This is a genomic window from Roseburia sp. OM03-7AC (assembly GCF_003462625.1).
Classification (GTDB): Bacteria; Bacillota; Clostridia; order Lachnospirales; family Lachnospiraceae; genus Roseburia_C; species Roseburia_C amylophila.
Window position 1 is genome coordinate 668,454 of the sequence record NZ_QTZJ01000001.1, and the last position, 22,454, is coordinate 690,907.

The 22,454-nt window shown below is 39.3% G+C and carries 23 protein-coding genes and 1 other annotated feature (1 of these 24 only partly in view); of the genes, 6 read left to right on the forward strand and 17 right to left on the reverse strand.

The annotated features are described in order from the left end of the window. Positions 1-127: a binding site (T-box leader), on the reverse strand; it reaches 176 nt to the left of the window's first position. Positions 128-311: 184 nt separating this feature from the next. Beyond that, on the forward strand, positions 312-1,823 hold the full coding sequence (locus tag DXB39_RS03295) for a hypothetical protein (protein ID WP_117840976.1): 1,512 nt from the start codon (positions 312-314) through the stop codon (positions 1,821-1,823). Positions 1,824-1,947: 124 nt separating this feature from the next. Here DXB39_RS03295 and DXB39_RS03300 read toward each other — a convergent pair whose 3' ends face one another. The 7 genes from DXB39_RS03300 to DXB39_RS03335 all read right to left on the reverse strand — a co-directional run bounded on the left by DXB39_RS03300 (position 1,948) and on the right by DXB39_RS03335 (position 8,501). Next, a complete protein-coding gene (locus DXB39_RS03300; protein ID WP_117697112.1) occupies positions 1,948-2,205 on the reverse strand; it encodes an HPr family phosphocarrier protein in 258 nt (85 codons plus the stop codon). 111 nt (positions 2,206-2,316) lie between these two features. Next, positions 2,317-4,227, reverse strand: coding sequence for a PTS fructose transporter subunit IIABC (locus DXB39_RS03305; RefSeq protein WP_117840975.1), 1,911 nt, complete (start codon positions 4,225-4,227; stop codon positions 2,317-2,319). 15 nt (positions 4,228-4,242) lie between these two features. Then, on the reverse strand, positions 4,243-5,157 hold the full coding sequence (gene pfkB / locus DXB39_RS03310) for a 1-phosphofructokinase (protein WP_117840974.1): 915 nt from the start codon (positions 5,155-5,157) through the stop codon (positions 4,243-4,245). Continuing rightward, positions 5,154-5,903: a DeoR/GlpR family DNA-binding transcription regulator gene (locus DXB39_RS03315; protein WP_117901598.1), complete on the reverse strand. Its 750-nt coding sequence runs from the start codon at positions 5,901-5,903 to the stop codon at positions 5,154-5,156. Before DXB39_RS03315 ends, pfkB begins: the two co-directional genes overlap by 4 nt. Positions 5,904-6,201: 298 nt before the next feature. Then, on the reverse strand, positions 6,202-6,702 hold the full coding sequence (locus tag DXB39_RS03325) for a GreA/GreB family elongation factor (protein WP_022242620.1): 501 nt from the start codon (positions 6,700-6,702) through the stop codon (positions 6,202-6,204). A 25-nt stretch (positions 6,703-6,727) separates the two neighbouring features. Next, positions 6,728-7,711, reverse strand: a complete 984-nt coding sequence (pta, locus tag DXB39_RS03330) for a phosphate acetyltransferase (protein ID WP_117697104.1) — start codon at positions 7,709-7,711, stop codon at positions 6,728-6,730. 115 nt (positions 7,712-7,826) lie between these two features. Continuing rightward, the gene (locus DXB39_RS03335; RefSeq protein WP_117697103.1) at positions 7,827-8,501 is read right to left on the reverse strand and encodes a Crp/Fnr family transcriptional regulator; all 675 of its coding nucleotides are present in this window, start codon (positions 8,499-8,501) and stop codon (positions 7,827-7,829) included. A gap of 86 nt (positions 8,502-8,587) precedes the next feature. Here DXB39_RS03335 and DXB39_RS03340 point away from each other — a divergent pair, with 86 nt between their 5' ends. Next, positions 8,588-9,367, forward strand: coding sequence for an ATP-binding protein (locus DXB39_RS03340; RefSeq protein WP_117840971.1), 780 nt, complete (start codon positions 8,588-8,590; stop codon positions 9,365-9,367). Positions 9,368-9,396: 29 nt separating this feature from the next. Here DXB39_RS03340 and DXB39_RS03345 read toward each other — a convergent pair whose 3' ends face one another. Continuing rightward, positions 9,397-11,094 carry an alpha-glucosidase gene (locus DXB39_RS03345; RefSeq protein WP_117840970.1) on the reverse strand — a complete coding sequence of 566 codons (1,698 nt, stop codon included), beginning with the start codon at positions 11,092-11,094 and terminating at the stop codon, positions 9,397-9,399. Between the two features lie 78 nt (positions 11,095-11,172). Further along, positions 11,173-11,475, reverse strand: a complete 303-nt coding sequence (locus DXB39_RS03350) for a hypothetical protein (RefSeq protein WP_117840969.1) — start codon at positions 11,473-11,475, stop codon at positions 11,173-11,175. A 300-nt stretch (positions 11,476-11,775) separates the two neighbouring features. Between DXB39_RS03350 and DXB39_RS03355 the strand changes: the two genes are divergently transcribed. Further along, entirely contained in the window at positions 11,776-12,717 is a 942-nt protein-coding gene (locus tag DXB39_RS03355) for an AraC family transcriptional regulator (RefSeq protein WP_117840968.1), read from the forward strand. A gap of 85 nt (positions 12,718-12,802) precedes the next feature. Here DXB39_RS03355 and DXB39_RS03360 read toward each other — a convergent pair whose 3' ends face one another. The 3 genes from DXB39_RS03360 to DXB39_RS03370 form a co-directional block, all read right to left on the reverse strand. After that, positions 12,803-13,555: a DUF6033 family protein gene (locus DXB39_RS03360; protein WP_117840967.1), complete on the reverse strand. Its 753-nt coding sequence runs from the start codon at positions 13,553-13,555 to the stop codon at positions 12,803-12,805. Between the two features lie 101 nt (positions 13,556-13,656). After that, on the reverse strand, positions 13,657-14,487 hold the full coding sequence (locus DXB39_RS03365) for an undecaprenyl-diphosphate phosphatase (RefSeq protein ID WP_117840966.1): 831 nt from the start codon (positions 14,485-14,487) through the stop codon (positions 13,657-13,659). Positions 14,488-14,577: 90 nt separating this feature from the next. Further along, positions 14,578-14,835 carry a heavy-metal-associated domain-containing protein gene (locus DXB39_RS03370; protein ID WP_117840965.1) on the reverse strand — a complete coding sequence of 86 codons (258 nt, stop codon included), beginning with the start codon at positions 14,833-14,835 and terminating at the stop codon, positions 14,578-14,580. A gap of 177 nt (positions 14,836-15,012) precedes the next feature. On the opposite strand from DXB39_RS03370, the gene DXB39_RS03375 reads away from it, so the two are divergent. Genes DXB39_RS03375 through DXB39_RS03385 form a run of 3 tightly spaced genes read left to right on the forward strand, consistent with a single transcriptional unit; the run spans position 15,013 to position 17,435 of the window. Then, on the forward strand, positions 15,013-15,984 hold the full coding sequence (locus DXB39_RS03375; protein WP_117840964.1) for a TAXI family TRAP transporter solute-binding subunit: 972 nt from the start codon (positions 15,013-15,015) through the stop codon (positions 15,982-15,984). An 11-nt stretch (positions 15,985-15,995) separates the two neighbouring features. Next, on the forward strand, positions 15,996-17,186 hold the full coding sequence (gltS, locus tag DXB39_RS03380; protein WP_117697084.1) for a sodium/glutamate symporter: 1,191 nt from the start codon (positions 15,996-15,998) through the stop codon (positions 17,184-17,186). Positions 17,187-17,201: 15 nt separating this feature from the next. After that, a complete protein-coding gene (locus DXB39_RS03385; protein WP_117697081.1) occupies positions 17,202-17,435 on the forward strand; it encodes a hypothetical protein in 234 nt (77 codons plus the stop codon). A gap of 116 nt (positions 17,436-17,551) precedes the next feature. Here the strand turns inward: DXB39_RS03385 and DXB39_RS03390 are convergent, their stop codons facing one another. From DXB39_RS03390 to DXB39_RS03410, 5 genes are all read right to left on the reverse strand, one after another. After that, entirely contained in the window at positions 17,552-18,910 is a 1,359-nt protein-coding gene (locus tag DXB39_RS03390; RefSeq protein WP_158565938.1) for a DUF5808 domain-containing protein, read from the reverse strand. 5 nt (positions 18,911-18,915) lie between these two features. Further along, positions 18,916-19,281: a GntR family transcriptional regulator gene (locus tag DXB39_RS03395; protein ID WP_117697075.1), complete on the reverse strand. Its 366-nt coding sequence runs from the start codon at positions 19,279-19,281 to the stop codon at positions 18,916-18,918. A 127-nt stretch (positions 19,282-19,408) separates the two neighbouring features. Continuing rightward, the gene (locus DXB39_RS03400) at positions 19,409-20,224 is read right to left on the reverse strand and encodes a hypothetical protein (RefSeq protein ID WP_117840962.1); all 816 of its coding nucleotides are present in this window, start codon (positions 20,222-20,224) and stop codon (positions 19,409-19,411) included. Between the two features lie 695 nt (positions 20,225-20,919). Continuing rightward, positions 20,920-21,627 carry a nicotinamide riboside transporter PnuC gene (gene pnuC / locus DXB39_RS03405; RefSeq protein ID WP_199484358.1) on the reverse strand — a complete coding sequence of 236 codons (708 nt, stop codon included), beginning with the start codon at positions 21,625-21,627 and terminating at the stop codon, positions 20,920-20,922. A gap of 97 nt (positions 21,628-21,724) precedes the next feature. Next, complete coding sequence (locus DXB39_RS03410; RefSeq protein ID WP_071143405.1) at positions 21,725-22,225, reverse strand: pyridoxamine 5'-phosphate oxidase family protein; 501 nt, start codon at positions 22,223-22,225, stop codon at positions 21,725-21,727. Positions 22,226-22,454: the final 229 nt, after the last annotated feature.

Genomic DNA, 22,454 nt, shown 5'->3' on the forward strand with positions numbered 1-22,454 from the left:
ATCCGCTACTATTGTTCACTTTGCATCTGACAAATCCATTCCGAATAAACTATCTTACCGGCTTCCACCAACGCCGGCTCTCTGTAAAGAAATCATTTACCGTACTACTTTTGCTCACTGATTTTATTTATTCAGTTCATTAATTGAGCATAGTTTATCACTGTAAAGTGATGATGTCAATGTATTTTTATAAATTTTTGATTTTTTTCTGTAAAAAAACGCAAAAAAAAGAAAAACATTGTCAAGCTGACTTTAATATGATACCTTAGTAGAGTGTAACCATTCACATAATATATGAAAAGGAGAAAGTTATGTATAATTTAAATGGAGAAAATGTAAACGACAACCCAAATGGTTTTTCCGGAAATGAACCTGCCGGAACTCCAAACCCAGACAACAATGCTCAGATGAACTATGGTCAACCGGCTCCTGAGCAGCAGACGTACAACCAGCCGGAAAATGGTCCTCAGACCTATGATGCCCCAAATGCAAATCAGCAGCAGGCATTCAACCAGAACGATTATAATCCAAACAGCTTTAATCAGAGTGACTATAATCAGAACGCTTATAATCAGTCGGCTTACAATCAGCCAGATTACGGACAGCAGGCATTTAACAATGGAAACACCTATAATGGAAACAGCTACAATGCAGCACCTTCCTACAATATCAACGGTGATGCGCCGAAAAAATCCTGTGTTTTTGGTGTCCTTGGTCTGATTCTTGGTATCGCAGCTTTACCTTTCGGATGGTTTGTTCCAATTATCGGAATCATTCTTGGTATCGCTGCTATCATTCTTTCCATTCTTGGAATGGGTAAGAACCGTGACCTTCGTGGTGCAGCAATTGCCGGATTAATCATTTCCATTCTGGCAACCATCTTTTCTATCGGTGTTATTGTATATGCAGTTATCAATGTTTCTAAAACCTTAAGCAATGCTGGAAAAGAACTTTTTGACAACAGTGGTATCACATCTGATCTTGATGACTTTGATTTTGATTCCGATTCAGATGATAGTGATGACTATGATGACAGTGATTACAGTGATTACAGCTATGGCGATGACAAAGAAGTTCCTTTAGATAATGTTGTATTATACTCAGCTAATGATGTTACCATTACAGCTACCAGTATTGTATACAGCTACTATGATGATTCTGTAATTCCGGAAATTAAAGTTACTGTTGAAAACAATACTTCTAACGACCTTGGAATCAATGTTGATTATTGTGCAATCAATGGTGTAACCATGTATGGTTATATTTCAGGTGACGTCGCTGCCGGCAAAAAAAGCAACGAAGAACTTAGCATTTCTTCTGATGATTTCACTTTAACCGGTTTTGACAGCATCGATAATATTAAACTTCAGGTAAGCTTCTATGATTCTGATACTTATGATACTTTGATTGATGATGGTGTTGTACAGGATATCAATCTTTCCGATTCCTATACCCCATTCTCTATTTCCTCTGTTCCGGGTGCAGTTGCATTAGATTCCTCTAATGGCATCAATGCATATTATGTCGGCACAACAACCGGTTGGGATGATACACTTGTATTTGTATTCTATATTGAGAACACTACAGATAAAACCTGTGTTGCTGAATCCGATGATTTCTCAATCAATGACTTTATGCAGGATGATTACGGATATGGATATCTTCTTCCTGGAACCGGTACCTTTATGTCAATTGAAGCAAATGATGATATTACATCTATTGATGATGTAACCAATGCTTCTATTAAATTTGAAGTACGTGATTATGATTCTTATGAGACATTCTATTCCTCTGATGAATTAACATTTATCTCAAATAACTAAGGAATTTTAAAATAATACAAATCATCATAAAAGGACCTGCCACTTATCATAAGTGACAGGTCCCTTTTCATCGCTGTGAACACCTTTTCCGAAATGCACTTCAGCTTAAATATTCTTCCTGGCTTTACAGATTCTCCTGTAAGAATGCACTTAATTTTTCAATTGCTGCATCTTCATCTTCACCTTCAGCACGAAGTGTGATTTCTGCACCTTTCTTAGCACCCAGCCCCATAACGCCAAGGATTCTCTTTGCATCTACTTTCTTACCATCCTTTTCAATGGTAATTGCACTTGCAAATCCTGCAGCTTCCTTTACCAGTAATCCTGCCGGTCTTGCATGGATTCCCTGCTCATCTGTGATTGTGTAAGTAAATTCCTTCATGTTCTTCCTCCTAAAAAGTTATATTTTTTCCCGTTTTTTATACCATAGTTTTAATTTGCAAGTATTTTGACTCGCTTATGCTCACTATTCGTGAGTACATCATTTATTATATCATACAATCTTCTTTTTTAACAATCCCAAAAGCAGACAAGATACTGCTGAACCTACAATCAATGATAAAAGATACCAGATTGCATTACCCATTACTAAGAATACGAAGATTCCACCATGTGGTGCCATCAGTGTACAGTTAAATGCCATAGACATTGCTCCTGCAATTGCAGAACCTACCACACAGGCTGGAATCACGCGCAGCGGATCCGCTGCTGCAAACGGTATTGCACCTTCTGTAATAAAGGATAATCCCATAATAAAGTTTGTCGGTCCGGCTTTTCTTTCTTCTGCTGTAAATTTATTTTTGAAAAATAAGGTTCCAAGTGCAATGGCAATTGGTGGTACCATACCTCCAATCATAACGGCTGCCATAATATTATAGTTTCCAGCGGCAATGGATGCAGTTCCAAATACATATGCTGCCTTATTTAAAGGACCACCCATATCCACAGCCATCATTCCAGCTACCAATGCTCCCAGTAATACCGAGCTTACACCATTCATATGTGCCAGTCCTGTATTAATTGCAATATTCAAAGCTCCGACCGGTGGTTCGATGATAAAGGTCATCAATGCACCTATTAACAATACACCAAGCAGCGGATACAGTAGAACCGGTTTCAATCCATCCAGGCCTTTTGGCAGTTTGTCAAAGATTTTCTTTAATAACTGGATGATAAGACCTGCGGCAAATCCGGCTACTAAGGCTCCAAGGAAACCTGATTTTCCATTTGCTGCAATTGCTCCTCCAACGAAACCTACTACCAGTCCCGGACGGTCTGCAATACTCATGGCAATATAGCCAGCCAGTACAGGAAGCATAAAGCCAAATGCCAGTCCTCCAATGGACTTAAAGAATGCTGCTGCCGGAAGAATTGTACCAAAATTAGCACGCTCATCCGTAGGAAGTGATGCAAGGTCTACACCAAAGCTGTCGATTAAGAATGCAATGGCAATCATAATACCACCACCGACAACAAACGGAAGCATATGGGAAACACCATTCATCAGATGCTTGTAAACTTTGTGTCCAAAACTTTCTCCGCCCATGCTTTCACTTTCTGATGCTTCGCCGCTGCCTTTATAAATTGGTGCATCCTTTGCCATAGCGCGCTGTATTAATTTATCTGCTTTACTGATTCCATCGGAAACCTGACAGATGATAACCGGTTTTCCGGCAAAACGATCCATCGGGACTTTGGTATCGGCTGCAACAATAATGCAGTCTGCTTCTTCAATTTCTTTTGCAGTAAGCACATTTTTTGCTCCGCCGGAGCCTCTTGTTTCCACCTTAATAAAGCAACCTAATTCTGCTGCCTTCTTTTCCAGACTTTCTGCTGCCATGTATGTATGGGCAATTCCAGTCGGACATCCGGTTACTGCAAGAATCTTTTTCTGATTTTCTTCCGGTTCCTTTATTTCTGTTTCCTTCTGTTCTTCCTTTTCTTCCTTCTCAGACTCTGCTTCATCAATGACTTTTAAGAATTCTTCAACCGAAGCAGCCTGTTTTAATCCGTTGGTGAAATTCTCATCCATCAGAAGAACAGACAGACGGCTTAATACGTCAAGATGTACATTATCTTCTGTATCCGGTGCTGCAATTAAGAATATTAAATGAACTTTCTCTCCATCTAAGGCATCAAAATCTACCCCATCCTTTAATACCATTGCACTTAATCCCGGTTTCTTTACGGCTGCTGATTTGCAATGAGGAATTGCAATGCCCTCTCCAATTCCTGTGGTACTCTCTTCCTCTCTTGCAAAGACTCCTTTCCGGTAATTCTCTTCATCTGTAATTTTTCCACTCTTTACCATCAGGGAAACCATCTGGTTTAATACATCTTCCTTTCCGGTTGCTGAGCCATTCAACTGAATGCTTTCCGGTGCCAGCAAATCTCTGATTCTCATATACCTTCCTCCTTCTTAAAATGGAAATGCATGATTCTTTAATAATTGTTCTACTTCTTCTTTCGTTGCAAGTTCTTCTGAAAATGCACTGGCACTTCCGGTACAGATTCCCATCTTATACGCCTGCGCATAATCCTTATTCTTTAAATATCCTGCCAGAAAACCTGCCACCATGGAGTCTCCTGCTCCTACGGAATTCTTTACTTTTCCCTTCGGAGCTTCGCTCTCATAAGCTTTTCCCTCTTCTGTCAAAAGCACAGCTCCGTCGCCAGCCATGGAAACAAGGACATTTCTTGCACCCTGCTCCTGTAGTTGTGCTGCGTATTTCTTTACATCCTCTTTGCTGTTGATTGTCACACCAAATAACTGTCCTAATTCATGATTATTTGGTTTAATCAGGAATGGATGAAGCGGAAGTACATTTGCCAGAAGTTCTCTGGTTGCATCTACAGCAATCATGACATCCTTTCCTTCCAGGTATTTCATGATATCCATATATATGGACTGCGGCATAACATCCGGTATACTTCCTGCCAATACCAACACATCACCGGCTTTTAAAGCATCTAATTTAGCATAAAGTTTCTCGATATCTGTGCTGCGAATCATCGGTCCCTGGCCATTGATTTCTGTTTCTTCAGTGGACCGAAGCTTCACATTAATTCTTGATATTCCTTCCTCTACCTGAATGAAATCGGTATTTACACCCTCTTCATCCAGACGCTTACTGATTTCTTCTCCGGTAAAGCCAGCTAAAAAGCCCCAGGCGGTACTCTTTAATCCCAGATGATTCAGTACGATGGATACGTTGATTCCCTTTCCTCCCGGGAACATTTTCTCCTGTTCCGTCCGATTTACCTGACCGGTTTTGAAGTTTTTTACATCCACCACATAATCCAATGACGGATTAAACGTTACGGTATAAATCATTCTTCCACCTCCTTTATATTTTTATACTTCCGATAAGATTCCAACGTAAGACCTGTTGTAATCACATCTGCTGAAGCAAATGGTGCAAATGTCACACTGGATATCTGTGCAAATTTGCTCTTATCTCCCAGAATATAACACTGTCTGCAATTTGCCATTGCTTTCTTCTTTACCATAGCCTCTTTCACATCTGGTGTGGTATATCCTTTTTCTACATTAATTCCATTAGTTCCGAAGAAACCTTTTGTAAAGTTATATTTATCCAAGGACTCCACTGCCTCAGCACCTACCACAGCTTCTGTGGATGCCTTGAACTCTCCGCCGATGATATAAACCTCACATCCCAGTTCAGAGAGCCGTTTTGCATGGGCTACTGCGTTGGTTACCACACAGGATGGCTTCACATCCATAAAATCAATCATGCAGTCTGTTGTGGTTCCTGCATCCAGATAAATAAAATCATCTGCTGTAATTAAGGATGCTGCATACTTCGCTATGGCTGCCTTCTCATCACGATGCATGTTTCTTCGAAGTAGCACATCATCATCCTGTGTATGAAAAACTGTTCCTCTTAAAATTGCACCGCCATGAACCTTCAAAAGCTTTCCATTTTCGTCTAAAGTATTCAAATCTCTTCGTACCGTTGACTCGGAAGCATCGAAAAGCTGCATCAGCTCAGTTACTTTAACACTGCCCTGTTCTTCCAGCAGGGAAAGGATTTTTCCATATCTTTCCTCTGTCAGCATATCATCCCTCCCATTCCTTTTTTCTATTTTCTGCTTTCTATGGTTTTATTATACGTTCAAAAACCGTCATGGTCAATCATATTCCGTCATTTTCATTCACAAAAATCCATTTCACAATTTGTGCAAAATATACAAAACAGGATACACCTTGGTACATCCTCGCGGAGCTTTTTTTACTTTACAGGAAAGCAATTTCCTGTAAAGTAAAAAAAGAAGCCTGCAAAAGCATCACCTTTTACAGACCTCTTCTCGCCTTTTTAAACCGTTTTCCGGTTCTTATTCTTATTCTTATTATCTTTTAGAAGCTTCGGATTTTCTCGTTCTCTTCTCCGGTATTTTCAATTTTACGGATTATAACATCATAACTGTAATCGTCATTTACCTTCACACTGACACGGTCTCCTACCTTATGACCAAGCACTGCTTTCCCCATAGGAGATTCGATACTGATTAATCCTTTCAGCGAATTTCCACGCATGGTAGTCACCAATTTGAAGGATTCTTCCATATCATCTTCTTCAATATAAACCGTCACCGTATTATTGATACCTGCCTCGTCTTCCTTAGAGTCATCTGATACCACGACTGCAGTACGAATCATGCGCTCTAAATAACGAATTCTGCTTTCGTTTTTATTCTTATCTTTCTTGGCGGCATAATACTCGAAGTTTTCACTTAAGTCACCCTGTTCTCTTGCTTCCTGTACAGCACGGATTGCATTCTTTCGTACCACTAATTTCCGATATTCAATTTCTTCTTCCATCTTCTTGATATCACTTTGTGTTAATTCGTTATGCATACCGTCACCTTTTCATTCTAACAGTTTAAGCTAATGCAGCTGTAATAATTGCCATGGAATATACTTCTGACGCATTACATCCGCGGGATAAGTCATTGATTGGTGCATTCAATCCAAGAAGAATCGGACCATATGCATCGAAGTTACCAAGACGCTGTGCAATCTTATATCCGATATTTCCGGCATTGATATCTGGGAAAATAAAGGTATTTGCATGTCCTGCCACTTTGGATTCCGGACATTTGGTACGTGCAACTCTTGGAGATACGGCTGCATCAAACTGAAGCTCTCCCTCGATTGGAAGCTCCGGATATTTTTCTCTTGTCTTGTTTGCAGCATTACGCATCTTATCTACATCCTCGCCCTTTCCGGAGCCTAATGTAGAATAGCTTAAGAATGCCACCTTTGGATCTACACCGAATATCTTTGCACACTCAGCTGCTTCTCCGGCAATTTCAACCAGCTCATCTTCTGTCGGATGAATGTTGATTGCACAGTCAGCCATTGCCAGTACTTCATTCTCGCCGGTTGCAGAAGGACGTACCAGAATAAAGCAGGATGATACAATGCTGTTACCCGGTTTTGTCTTAATTAACTGTAATGCTGGACGAACAGTATCTGCTGTAGAATAGGTTGCTCCACCTAACAGTGCATCAGCATATCCCATTTTTACTAACATGGTTCCGAAATAATTAGCCTGTGAAAGAATTCCTTTTGCCTGCTCCGGTGTTACGCCTTTGCTCTTTCTTAAATCACAGAACATGGTAACCATTTCATCAAATTTTTCAAAATGTAATGGATCGATAATTTTGGCTCCACGAATATTAAATCCGCTCTCCTCTGCTGCTTTCTGAATCTCAGCCTCATTTCCAACCAGAATCGGGCTTAAGAAATTACTTGCCAGCAGACGGGATGCTGCCTCTAAAATTCTTGGGTCATTTCCCTCTGTAAACACAATTTTCTTTGGGCTTTTCTTCAAAATATCAATCAGTTGACCAAAACCAAACATATCTTTCTCTCCTCTTTTTCTATGTATTATTTTAACTGCATATTATTGTACCCTCTTTTAAATAAAAATCAAGTTTTGAATTCAATACAATTTCTCAAGAGTGCATTTTCTTCTATTACAAATATGCATCTCTGTTCAGGCAAAAATGATTCTTCCGGAAAGAAAGCCGTCCCTCATCTCTTAATTTTCCAAGCTCCGTTGACATCGCACTCCGTTCCACAGAAAGATAATCTGCTAACTGCTGTCTGGAAAATGGAATATCAAACTCTGATGTTCCATGCTTCTGTGCCTCTGCTGACAGATAGGACAATAACTTTTCCCTGGTATTGCGTTTTCCCATATGGGTTAATTTTTCATTAAAGCGAAGATTCTTTTCTGCCATATTCTCTAATAAATTCCGAAGCAGAACCAGCTTCCAGCCTTCCGTTTCTCCATCTGCATCCAATATATTCCGAACGTTCAGCCACAGCACATTTGCTGCCTCTTCTGCAATCACACTTACATTAATATTCCGCCTCTGCATACAGGCAAAAGTCTCTGCAAAAACATCCCCCGGTTCTATTTTTGCAACCAGATTCCGGTTTCCCCAGAAATCCTCCTGCACAATCAAAAGTCCGCCAGAAACCAGCAGCCCCATTTCTTTTACCTGCTCTCCGCAGTGCAGAATATAATTTTCTTTATCATAAGTCATCTCATGGGCATCTAATCCCTTTAAGACTTTCTCCTCTTCTGTTTCCTCAATTCCTTCAAAAAAAGGTGAATTTTTCATTTCTACAGGAAATTTTTTCATTTTATAACCTCCGTTGTTTTTCCAACCGATTATTTATTGCTATTATAGTATACTGACTATACAAAATCAACGAGGAGGAATCTAAAATGATTCGTAAAATAATTCATATTGATAAAGAAAAATGTAATGGATGCGGTTTATGTGCATCCGCCTGCCACGAAGGTGCCATCGGCATGGTCGATGGAAAAGCCCAGCTTTTAAGAGAGGATTACTGCGATGGGTTAGGTGACTGTCTTCCGGCATGTCCTACCGGTGCTATTACCTTTGTACAGAGGGAAGCCGCAGCTTATGACGAAGCCGCTGTAAAAGAGCACTTAAAGAACCGTGAAGCGGCTTCGGTAAAACCTGCAGTTTCAGCCAATCACGCAGCTCCGGTTTTCAGCGGATGTCCGGGCAGCCGGATGCGCTCCATGCAGCGTAAAAACACGGAAAATACTTCTGCAGGCTCTAATACCGCATCCGATACTGCATCCAACGCAGTCACAGCAGGAAACGCACCGGAAAGCCAGCTTACCCAGTGGCCGGTTCAGATTAAATTAGCACCTACAAATGCTCCGTATTTTGACAATGCAAGACTGCTGATTGCTGCAGACTGTACAGCTTTTGCCTATGGCAATTTCCATGAAAAATTCATAAAAAACCACATCACCCTGATTGGATGTCCCAAACTGGATGATGTGGATTACAGTGAAAAGCTTACTGAAATTATCCGCAATAACAATATCAGAGATATCAGTATTGTGCGCATGGAGGTTCCGTGCTGCGGCGGCATTGTAATGGCTGTCCAGAATGCCTTAAAGCAAAGCGGGAAAATGATTCCATGGCAGGTTGTTACCATCTCTGTTGATGGCAAGATTATGGAATAAATTTCCAGATTAAATTGCTTCCACAAATCTTACTTTTCTAATTCTAAGACAACGGTTTCACAGCTGTCTAATGTAATTGTTCCATTTAAGGCTGCCTCAGCATTGATTGCTTCCTGGCGGCCTTCATTGGTTAACAATACCTTGGCAATTCTTTGCTCTAATGTGATGGTATGCTCTTCTGTTCCAAAGTTTGCAAGAATCAAAAGCTTCTGACCGCTTTCTTCATTTACCCGTTCAAAAGCAAATATGTCATCTGCATTTTCATATTTTGGTTTAAAAATACCATAAGTGAAAGTATCTTTGTATTCTTTTGCCTTACGCAGTGCAATTAATTTCCTATAATAAGCCAATACAGAATCTGCCTTATGTTCCTGGGCTGCTACGTTGATTTCCATGTAATTCGGATTCATGGCAAGCCATGGAGTTCCATCTGTAAATCCGCCATTTTTTCCATCGGACCACTGCATTGGTGTTCTGGCATTATCACGGCTGTTCTCATAGCAGCATTTCAAGGCTTCTTCTTCACTGAGTCCTGCACGCAACGCCTCCTGATACTGGTCGATGGTGCTGATGTCATCATATTCTGAAATATCATTTCGTTTGCAGTTGGTCATCCCGATTTCCTGTCCCTGATAGATAAATGGAATTCCACGCAAAAGAACGGATACGGTTCCAAGCATCTTCTTTCCTGCATCATTTCTGGCATGCTCCGGCAGATAATGAGTTGCTCCTCTTGGTTCATCATGATTTTCAATAATGTTTGCCTTAAAGCATTTTCCCTGTAATTCCTGCTGGGAATCGAAAATTACTTTCCGCCATTCCTCAAAACGTAATGGTTTCTGGTCGTACCAGCCATGCTCACCAAAAGTAAGCACATGGGCGCTGAAATCAAACATCGTAGAGAAATGTCCATCCTCTCCGATAAATTCCAAGAGTTCATCTTCCTTCATATTAAAGACTTCTCCTACTGTAAAGGCATCGTGCTTCTCAAAGGTCTCATGCTTTAATTCCTCTAAGAAATCTCCTACTCCATTTACCTCTTCTACCATCCTGATGCAGGTTACAAGTCCGTCCGGTCCATCCGGCTCAAAGGACGGGAAATTAATATCTTTCTTAATATTGATAATTGCATCAATACGGAATCCCGCCACGCCTTTGTCTAACCACCAGTTCACCATTTCATAGATTTTCTGACGTACTACCGGATTCTCCCAGTTTAAATCCGGCTGCTCTTTGGCGAACATATGAAGATAGTATTTATCACTGTTTGGCACCTTCTCCCAGGTGCTTCCGCCAAAATAGGAACGGTAATTACTTGGAGCCTTGCCATCTTTTCCTTTCACAAAATAGAAATAATCTGCATACTCTCCATCCGGGTCTGCCAGTGCTTTCCGGAACCACTCATGCTGGTCGGAGCAATGATTTACCACCAGATCCATTACGATATACATATCACGTTTCTTTGCTTCCGCAAGCAGCTCATCAAACTCTTCCATGGTTCCGAATTCTTCAGCAATATTATAATAATCTGAAATATCATATCCCTGGTCTACAAATGGGGATTTATAAATCGGTGAAAGCCATACGATATCGATACCCAGTTCCTTTAAATAATCCAGTCTGGATATGATTCCTCTCAAATCACCGATTCCATCTCCGTTGCTGTCCTGAAAGCTCTTTGGATAAATCTGATATGCTACCTTGTCATGCCACCATTTTTTCTTCATGTTCTCATCCTCCATATTTCCATTATTTCTGTATTTACACTTCGTTCTTTGTATGATACTGTTATTATATACGAAGTTTTAGGAAGTTTCTTCCGTGATATTTGCGTTTTTATTGCACAATCCTGCTCTTTTATGTAAAACAAAATAAACGATATGATTATGGATTTCAGATGCAGACGGTGGAAGGTAGGTTATAGGATACAAAATAGCAGCATTTCTTAGATACATTTTTTCTTGATTATAAACTGTCTTTCCGCTTGCTTTGACGAGGATATCTGCACCGTCCGTCGAGTGTGGATGCTGCATAAAGATAGTAAGGCGCACTAAGAATTTCAGTATTAATATTATTTTATCTGCCAACCGGCGCAAATTCACATCCATGTTCATATGCGCCTCGCCGGCACGTCCCTGTGCCAGCGTTGGCTATTGCTGTATGAAATTCTAAGTGCGCCTAACAATCCTTATCATGCATCCATACTTCGGCGAACGGTACAGATATCTTGTCAAACATTGGAAAGACTGTTTTTATCATAGAAAGAAAAAATGTATTTTAGAAATGCACTGTTTTGCATCAGACCTACCTTCCATCGTCTGCATCCAAAATTCCATTTCTTTCATTTTGTTTGTATAAAAAATCAGGATAAATGCTGTTTAAATAAGCAACATTAAAAGGAGATTCCCATGAAAGATAAAAAACAACTCCCTCTGGAACAAAAAGAAAAGGCCGTTCATGGCGAACGAATTTTTCCATTAAAGAAATATCTTACTACGTTGCAGGAACGGTATCCCATTGTTACGCCACACTGGCATGAAGAGGCTGAATTTACTCTGATTACCAGCGGTGTCTGTACGTATCAGGTTGACCTTGAAAGCTTTCAGGCTATGCCTGGAGATTTCGTTTTCATTCCTCCTCTGGCTCTGCATTCCATTGCCATATTACCTGCCGGGCATATGCATTCGGAAACATATGTCTTTCACCTTGATTTCCTTGGTGCATCCTCTGCAGATATCTGTGCCATGCGATATCTGATGCCCCTTGCCAAGCAGCAGCTGATTCCCCCTTTTCATATAGTAAAAGAGCACCCGGTCTACCCGGATGCCCTCGCATTGTTCTATGAAATCAGCAGCTGTTATTCCGCTGCCCAGCCGGGATATGAACTGATGTTAAAATCCCTGCTGTTAAAGCTTCTTACCCTTCTACTTCCGTACTGCAGCAAAAGTTCTGAGCAGCCACAGCTTCAAAGCGAACATACCCAGAAGATTAAGGGTGTCTTAGAATATATCGGATTACATTATACCGAAAATATTTCTATTGAAAGCCTGGCATCCTCCTGCTATTTCAGCGAATATCATTTCATGCGCTTTTTTAAGAAATATGTCGGAATGTCATGCTTAGATTATATCAAGAGCCTGCGCCTGCAAAAGGCTGCCGACCTCTTAGAACAGCAGGAGCTATCCATTACAGATGCCGCCATGACTGCCGGTTTCAGCAGCCTTTCCTACTTCTACCGGGAATTTAAAAAACGCTATGGCATGACACCACGCCAGTTTATCCATTCCCTTCCGGAACGTCAGCATACGAATCGTACCTCTACTCCAGGCAGTCCTTTTTCTCCACTTTGATTTCCCAGTGGATTAAGAAAGTCAGGGCTGCCCGGAGTGCAATATATAGGGGTTCTTTTCCATATTGTATCCTGCCTTTTATTAATTATCCACGAAAATCTACATTCCAGCCAACCTGTTTTTCCCGTGGTGTAAATACATAATCGCTCATGCTGTCATATAACATATCCTGGATTTTCTTTTCCAGTTCTTCCAACGAACCAGCAGTAACCGTTACAAGCTCTTCACTCTTACCAGTTTTATCCGTGCTGTCAGTCCTGTCCGATTTCTTAACGGAAGATGTATCTTCATCCTCCTTATTCATTCGTTTCTCATAAGCTTCCTTCTGAGCTTTCTTACGTTCTGCACGGTTTTCTTCCTGTTTCTTTTCGATACGTTTCTTCTGAAGAGATAAAGACTTATCTACAACTGCAAAAAATGATGCATTGCCGCCATCATTTACCTGAATGCCATATGCCTTCACACCACTCTGTCCATTAGCAAACCGACTCTGCATGGTTGCAAGCTGACTGGATGCATTGGCTATGATTCCCTCGTACTGTTTCCGGTAAGACTCATCTTCTGCCATCCGCTCAATCTTCTCTTCATCAATCAGGACCACCATTTTGTTGGCATTGGCATACTGTCCTGCATTGGCTTTTGCTGTCTCTTTCATATCCTTGGATACCAGAATGAAATCCATCGTGCTAAATTTCTTTTTCAGCTTCTCATAATACTCTTTCGCCTTATCCGAAAGCTTTGGCTCTCCAATGGTTTTTCCGGAGACTTTGCTGCTCTTTTCCGATTCCGTATAACCAGAAACGTTTTCTGCCACCTGATTTACTGCGTTTGTGTTCATAAAAATTCCTCCTTGAAAATATCTATAAGCAAATCCTTTTGCTTAAAACAATCTGTTCCATTCTTTATATCGGAAGAATCTCTCATTTTCTTAAGCGGTTCCTATAGTGCAAAATAGCCTAAAACAATGGCTCCAAGAATAATCCGGTACCAGCCAAATACTTTAAAATCGTGTTTTTTGATATAGCCCATCAGAAAACGAATGACTACTACAGATACCGCAAATGCTACCACGCAACCTAAGCCTAAGACACAAAGTTCCTGAGTAGAAAACGCAAAGCCGAACTTAATAAGTTTGATCAGGCTCCAGCCAAACATAACCGGCACAGCCAGGAAAAATGTAAACTCTGCTGCAGCCACACGGGATACTCCGATTAAAAGTGCTCCGATAATGGTTGCACCGGAACGGGAGGTTCCCGGAATAATTGCAAGTACCTGAAAAAGTCCGATAAAAAATGCTGTCTGATAAGTAATATCATTTAAGCTTTCCACCCTTACTTTCCGCTTTTTATTCCAGTTTTCAATCAGAATAAACGCAAAACCATAGAAAATCAATGCAGCAGCAATCACAAGCGGTGTATGAAAATGTGCATCCACATAATCATCAAACAAAAGCGTTACCACAGCTCCCGGTATGCAGGCAGCTACAACCTTAAACCATAAAGAAAAAATATCTTTCCGGATGACCGGCTGTGTCTTGTCTTTAAACTGAAACGGGAACATTTTCTTCCAGAACAAAAGCACTACCGCAAGAATAGCTCCCAACTGTATCACCACGAAAAACATCTCTTTGAATGAATCTGTCATATCAAGCCTGATAAATTCATCCACTAAAAGCATATGTCCTGTGCTGCTGATTGGAAGCCATTCTGTAATTCCTTCTACAATTCCAAGAAAAATAACCTTCAGCATTTCTACAAAATCCAATAACATTTCGTTGTCCTCTTTTCCTATTATTTCCGATTCCTCATTTTAACATACTATGCCGATAATATATATATTATTTTTCTTAAGATATTCTGTTTATTTGCGGAATGCTGAAAATAATCCCTTCTTCTCATATGGTTCTTTTGTTACTTCTAACGCATCATATCCACTGTTTTTAATCACTTCCTTGATTTTTTCCTCCGGAATATCAGTATCGGTAATAATTACGGTCTCTTTTTTACTGTGGGATGAAGTTACTTTCTTTACCGGAAACGCTGCCCGCACTGCATCATTTACATGTGCCTCACACATTCCACACTGCATACCATCTACTTTTACTGTTATTTTCTGCATAAATCCTTCCTCCTTCATTTCCTTCCATCACATTATAATCTCTTTTTTTCTAAAAAAATATAGGATTAACGATATTTTTTCTCACCACTTTGCCACTATTTTCGCTCTTCCTTTTCTGAAAAAATTATTGTAAAATATTTCTTTGGGATTAAATTTTAAAAAGAAAGGATTTTATATATGAAAAAACCATTCCGTCTTCTTCTATGTCTTGCGCTGCTTTTTGTGAGTGGATGCAGTGGTTATCAGAAAACCATCCGCTTTGGTGCCGCTGACATAGGTGGAATCTACTATACCTTTGCCAATACCTTTACCGGACTTGCCTCCTCGGAGGATGATACCTATCAGTTTGAAGTTAAGACAACCGCAGGCTCTGCTGCCAATCTAAGGCTGCTCTCCGGTGGATATATCGAACTTGGATTAGCCCAGTCTGACCTGATTGCCTCCGCCTATGAAGGCAGTGGAATTTTTGAGGGAGATCCTTGTCAGGGATATTCCGCTATTGCCGGGCTTTATACGGAAGCCTGTCAGATTGTCGTCCGTGCAGACTCCAATATTCAGACGCTGGATGATTTACAGGGCAAAACCGTCAGCATCGGTGCAGAGGATTCCGGTACTGAACAGAACGCTAACCAGATTCTGACCATGAGCGGACTTACCACTGAGCTGGTGAAAACAGTAAACCTCGATTATACCGATGCTGCTGACCAGCTTATCAATGGAAAAATCGATGCATTTTTCTGTACTGCCGGTATCCAGACAACTGTAATCGAAGAATTAGCCAAAGAATGTGATATCCGTCTTTTGGATATTGATGAGAAATGCAGGAATAAATTGCTGTCTGCTTATCCATCCTATAGTGAATATACCATTCCTGCCAATACTTACACCGGACAGACGGAAGATATCCATACCCTTGGTGTCAAAGCGGTTCTCCTTGCTTCCGACAAGCTCTCTTCCGATACGGTAGAGCACTTGACGGAATGGCTTTTTTCCCATGCGAAGGATTTACAGTATGCAACTTCTTTAAACCTGCAATTAGATGAAACTTATGCTACTGATGGCATACCGATTCCATTCCATCCGGGTGCTGTTGCCTATTATGAGAAACAGGGCATTACGCTTTCTTCCGAAAGCAATACACCAAACTAGAAAGGAACACTATGAATATACATTTAGATATGTACCAGACCTTAGCTGTTGCTGTGCTGGTACTCATGCTGGGAAGTTTTTTACGAAAAAGAATACATTTTCTGGAAAAATTCTGTATTCCGGCACCCGTTATCGGCGGTCTGCTCTTTGCGATTTTCACCTGTATCTGTTACAGCACCGGAGTTGCAGAATTTTCCTTTGATGATACCCTGCGGGAAGTATGTATGGTATTCTTCTTTACTTCCGTAGGATTTCAGGCTAACTTAAAAGTCTTAAAAAGTGGTGGGAAATCCATGGCAGTATTTTTAGGACTGGTCATTACCCTTATTATTACCCAGAACTTTCTTGCCGTTGGATTATCCAAACTATTAGGATTAAATCCATTAATCGGTATGTGTACCGGTTCCATTCCAATGGTGGGCGGACATGGTACAGCAGGTGCTTTTGGACCGGTACTGGAGGATTTCAATATCCATGGTGCCACTACCATCTGTACCGCTGCTGCTACCTTCGGTCTGATTACAGGAAGCCTGATTGGCGGTCCTTTAGGAAAACGCCTGGTAGAAAAGAAAAATCTTCTCTCTACTGTTGCTTCCGAAGATGACAGCCTCTTAGTGGAAGATGAGAAAAAACACGAACGCCATACCAACATGTATGCTTCCGCTGTTTTCCAGCTTATCCTTGCCATTGGACTTGGTACTATTTTCTCCTATTTTCTAACAAAAACAGGACTGACTTTTCCAATTTATATTGGTGCCATGTTAGCAGCCGCACTGATTCGTAATATTGTGGAATACTCCCATGGCAATGCCACGATCCACATGGGAGAAATTAATGACCTGGGTGGTATTTCCCTGTCATTATTTCTTGGTATGGCTATGATTACTTTAAAATTATGGGAACTGGCTTCTCTGGCACTTCCGCTTATCATTTTATTAAGCTCACAGGTCATTCTGATTGCTGTATTTACTTACTTTATTGAGTTCAATATTATGGGGCGGGATTATGATGCAGCAGTCCTTGTTGCAGGTACCTGCGGATTCGGTATGGGTGCCACACCAAATGCCATGGCAAATATGCAGGCTCTCTGCGACCGCTATGTTCCATCCGTCAAAGCATACCTTCTGATTCCACTGGTGGGAAGTCTGTTTGCCGATTTCATCAACAGCCTTGTAATTACATTTTTTATTAATATTTTGTAAATAAAGGAGCACCTTATGTTTCATTTTAAAAATAAAATCAAGAATGCAAGAAAAGAACGTGAAAAGAAAAATTATGATCTGACTTATGATAATGTTGCCATTCCAGAGGTGCACAAGACATCTTCCACTCCGGATACAGCAGAAAATACCACTGCTGCCTTTCCATCTGAATCTTCCGATGAACAGACTTCCAGTGTCAGCTTTGATAATGTTGCGATTCCGGAAATTCATATACGAAAGAAAAACTAATTTCACTTTTGAATACAGACCGCCGGCAGGAAAAACACATTCCTTTCTTATGTGTTTTTCCTGCCGGCCGTTTTCAATCTTTCCTATTTTTTCAATTTTCTATTTTCAATCTCTTTCTATCTGCTCAGAATTTCCTTATAAATTTCTTCTGTCTGTGCATCATCCACTCCACTCATATAATATTGTTTTCCATTTGCCGAAAAATGCAGAAATTTCTTATTCTGCGGATTTAAAAACTCCTGACATTCTCCCTGCTCATAAATCTTAAATGTTCCTTTCTCAAGATTATCCATTCCTGTTCCATTTATCTTAGACCTGCGCGGAAGTTCTGTCACCATTTCCACCTCTTCTATGGTATCCAGCGGAAGCTCATAATCGGTGCGGATATGCTCTGCACAAAGATTGCCATTTTCTATTTCCAGATGAATCGGTGTAAACTCTTCTGCAATCACCCAGGCACATAAAATTGGAATAGTAAGAAATACCAGTGCTGTAAATAGCATTGTTGCTTTTCCAGCTTTTGACGCCATATTTACAGTTGTTCCAATGCCGACTTTTTTATCTACCATCGTATGCGGATCATTAGGATTATAATAAAGAACACCGCCTATCCAGTTTCTATCATCTTCTGTTCCGTTGCTTAAATCATGTTTGCCTGCATAAGCCTTTTCCACTTTTCCCAGTCTGATAAATACCGGAATGCATATCACCAGCAGGAGAACTGCATACACTATCATGGCAATAAGCATTATGCTTTCTACCTTCTTATCTACGAATGAAATTGCCAGAAGAAATAATATCAATATGGTATTCATCCAGATACAGCAAAGCCAGAAATTTTTCCAGATATTTTTCTTTGCCCTGCTATAATTGATATTAATGTCACTATCTGAACTGATGACCTGTATCGGCTGTCTGTCCATAATAACTGCGACCAGAAAATAAATGAATCCACAGGCAGCTCCAATCAGACAGGATATTCCAACCATTTTATAAACCGGCAGTGCTAAAGCTGCGCCTATAATGCCTATGGCAAGCGGAAGAAAGAATTGGAAAAAATGTATGCACCGAATGGCTCCCGCATTCTTTAGTTCCACATATCGCTCTGTTGACTGTGTCTCATAGTATCCCTTTTGCCGCTTCCATTCTTTCAGCCGGCTATTGGCAAAGACCAATGGCAGCATCAGTAATATAATTGCTCCAAACATCCATACCAACCAGATCGTCATCTGGATGGAAAAATACGGTGTCAAAAGACTGCTAAAAGGAATTACCGCAAGCAGCAGCCCATACCATCTCATTTCTCTTTTAAACCGCTTCTGAATTGCCTTTACTTCATCCTCTTCGAACCATTCCGGTTTCATATTTACACCAAAAATACTTCCATTCTTCTGTCCGCTTTGCAGCGCCATTACCACATATACAATAAATAATACCGGATACAATGTTGCAAAAAATATAATATTAAGAAACATCTTCATCACCCCTTATACATATTCCTGCATAATGCTAAAAATTCTTCCTGCGTTATGCCACATATCTTTGCCTCGGAAATCACCTGTTGTAATATTATTTTGGATTTCTCCTGCAGTTCCTTTGTCTCAGTAAATTCATTCCGCACATGAGCGCCATTCCGCCGGTCGGTATAAATATATCCTTCCTGCTTTAATAATGCATATGCCTTATTTACTGTCATAGAATTGATTCCTATCTCTCCTGCCAAAGCCCGGACCGTTGGAAGCTGCTCACCTGGCTTTAACCTGCCATCCGAAATTCCCAGTACAATCTGATTACGAATCTGCTGGTAAATCGGCACTTCCGCTGTCTCATCAATCGATATGACCATCTGAAAACTTCCTTTCTAAATTTTCTTTCTAAAATTTTCTTTGTCTCATTTGTGTTATTAATTATAATACAAATGAGACAAAGATGCAAGGAATATATTCACATCATATATCCAATCTGACAGCATATTATTCTGTTTCATCAATCATCATATGTATCATCTTCTTTACACCTGAAATATCAAATGGACTTTCCGAAGATTCATAAGTAAAAATAACATCCCGCCCCGGCATAAGATAATTTTCTATATATAAATTCTGCTTTCGGATAAAATTTCCTACATAAGATATATTATCCATCATTCCCGCATGTTCCCAATAAAGAATCCGCCCGGTTTCCTTATTTAAAATTGTAAAATCCGGATATATTTCTATCTCTTTTCCTTTCTTTTTTAACTTTAATGGGCGTTCATACTTATATAGCAGAATGTCTTTTTTCTGATGCAGCATATTAGCTATAAGCACTTCTGACTTGGAACGCACCAGTTCCCCATGCTCCGTCTCATATCGTAAATTCTCCGGATATTCTATATTCTGCTCATATTTTTCCTCTTCCCATTCCTTCAAAACAACTTCTTCCGGTTTTAGATATGGTGTGATCAGCTTCTTCCTCTGGTATTCCTGCTCCTCATAAATCTCTCTCATCCATCCTATATCATAATCAGCCTCCACCTGCTGAAGTATTTTTAAATTTCTCTCTGCTTTGGTCTTAAGCTTTTTGCAATAGCTCTTCTGTGCCAGAATACGAATAAAATTCATTTCTCTTAGTGGAAGATATTGTTGTATCATCTTCCCTTCTTCATCTTTCATCTGCCTGTAATAATACGTTTTTCCATTTTTATTATGAATTCTCAGCGTACCACTTGGTGCTTTCTCTTCAAAATGCTTTATATCATTGAGTATCTTCTGCAATTCATTTATTTCATTTTGTATCCAATTTTTCATAAGCATTATTCCTTTCTTTTATAAGATTTAAAGTTCTTATATTCTTTACAGTTCTTGTATTCTTCACAGTTCTTATAGCTTTTACAATTCTTGTATTCTTTACAGTTCTTATAGTTTTTATAGCTCTTATATTTTCATATTTAAACAATGATTCCTATTGTCACATACTTCGCATGATAGTCTGCCTTATGCCATAATCATACTTCTTTTTCTTGCAGCATATATCTGGTATGATTTTTTCAACACTTTTTCAGCTTTCTTCATACTAAAAAAATAGATTCTACTGTTTAGTATGATTTTTTTCATTTTTCAGGGATTTTTTTGATATAAATGGAGATTTTTTCATACTAGAAACTTTAAAAGAACTGAATTAGTATGATTAGACTAAACAATATGATTTGACTATATAATATGATTAAACCAAACAATATGATTTGACTATATAATATGATTTTACCTAAATTTTATATATAATTTTCGATTATTCGCATAAACACTATACTTTCAAGCAATTTGAAGTATAGAAAATTATTCAATTTACCACGAATTTACCACGATTGAGTGAGCCTTGATATGACAATAAAATAGCACTAAAAAGACACCCTTAACACCTAAGCGGTGTCTTTTATTAAAAAGCAGTCAATCCTAAGACTAACTGCTTTGTGTGTATGGATATGAAATTGTCAAACTGGAATTTACATTATGCTCACAACATTAGTTATTTCTTGCTGTCTGGTTTTCATTTTTCTCCAACTTACAAATCCGTATATATCATTAGCAAAGAACGCAATAAAACATACTACCACCGAAACATATCTAATATCATACAGACTTGCCAATATCCATAATATAATCAAAACAATATCATTGGCAGCGTATGCCAATGCAAAATACGGACTTCTCCTAAAGGTAAGGTATACTGCAAGAAAACTTGTTGTTACCGATATAGTGCTCGGGATGATGTTAGCTGTATTAAAACACTTCAAAATCAAATAGAATAGAAATGTAACAACAAATGTCACAATCCACATACAGACATTTTCTCTTTTTCCAATGCTATTAACTTTAACCTCCGCTTTGTTTCCGTTATACGGATTCTTCAGCCATGATATTAAGGCAAAAATTGCCATCGGCATTGTCATTCCAAGATATGTAATCATCTCCCCATAATACGAAAAGGTATATGAAATAATCCCATACAGCAAACTGAATACAACCATAAGTAATTGTCCAAACGGATTTCCCTTTGCGTTAAATATCAAAGATGTTACTCCTATTAGCGATGCACACAAAGTCATATAATTTATTCTGTCAAAAACACAGAATGAAATTATAATAACCATTACAGAAGAACTCCACAAAACAATTTCACTTTTTGAAAAATAGTCCTTAAACTCTTTCATAATAACCTCCAAAAAAATAAGCATCCGAATATACATCTTCAAAGACCTAACGATGTACAGTCGAATGCTTTACGCATCTACTACCCGGTGGCAGTGCTTATTCTTTATCAACTTTTTTCATTTTAACCAGGTCAATTGCTTCTTTACCAGTCAGGTGTTCAATTGTCATTTCAATGATTGCCATGTTTCTGATAGAAGAATCAATTTCTTTAGGAATTCCATCTTTGTAATCTGCTGAATATTTCATAAAAAGCAAGGTTGCAATACGACGCATTTCATTCATATCTTCTACAAGATGTACTTTACCGAACGCAATGACGCTTCTGAAATATGTAGTATATTTCTCCGGCACAATATGATCTTGATCAATTACGCAAAAAGATGCTTTTTCATGTTTAATAATTGCATCAATTTTGTGTCCGCTTTTAGCAGAATGGAAATACAGTTTTCCATCTATATAAACATAGCTTATAGGAACGGCGTATGGATAATCATTATCTCCGATTAACGCTAAAGTTCCGCTTGTATTTCTGTTCAAAATTTCTATAGCGGTTTCTTGTGGCAATAACTGCTTAAATCTTCTCATTTCTCTAAACATGGTTCTTCTCCTTTTAATGTTATAAAAGAAAAAGCATTTGAATGCACATCTTCAAAGACCTAACGATGTACAAACAAATGCTTTACGCATTCACTACCCGTTGGCAGTTTTTATTCTATATTAACATTATCTATTATAATAAATAACACCTCAAAAAACAATAGAAAATTCTAATTTGTCCTTTTCTTCATACCATATTATAACAGTTCCATATATCCGCCACAATAAA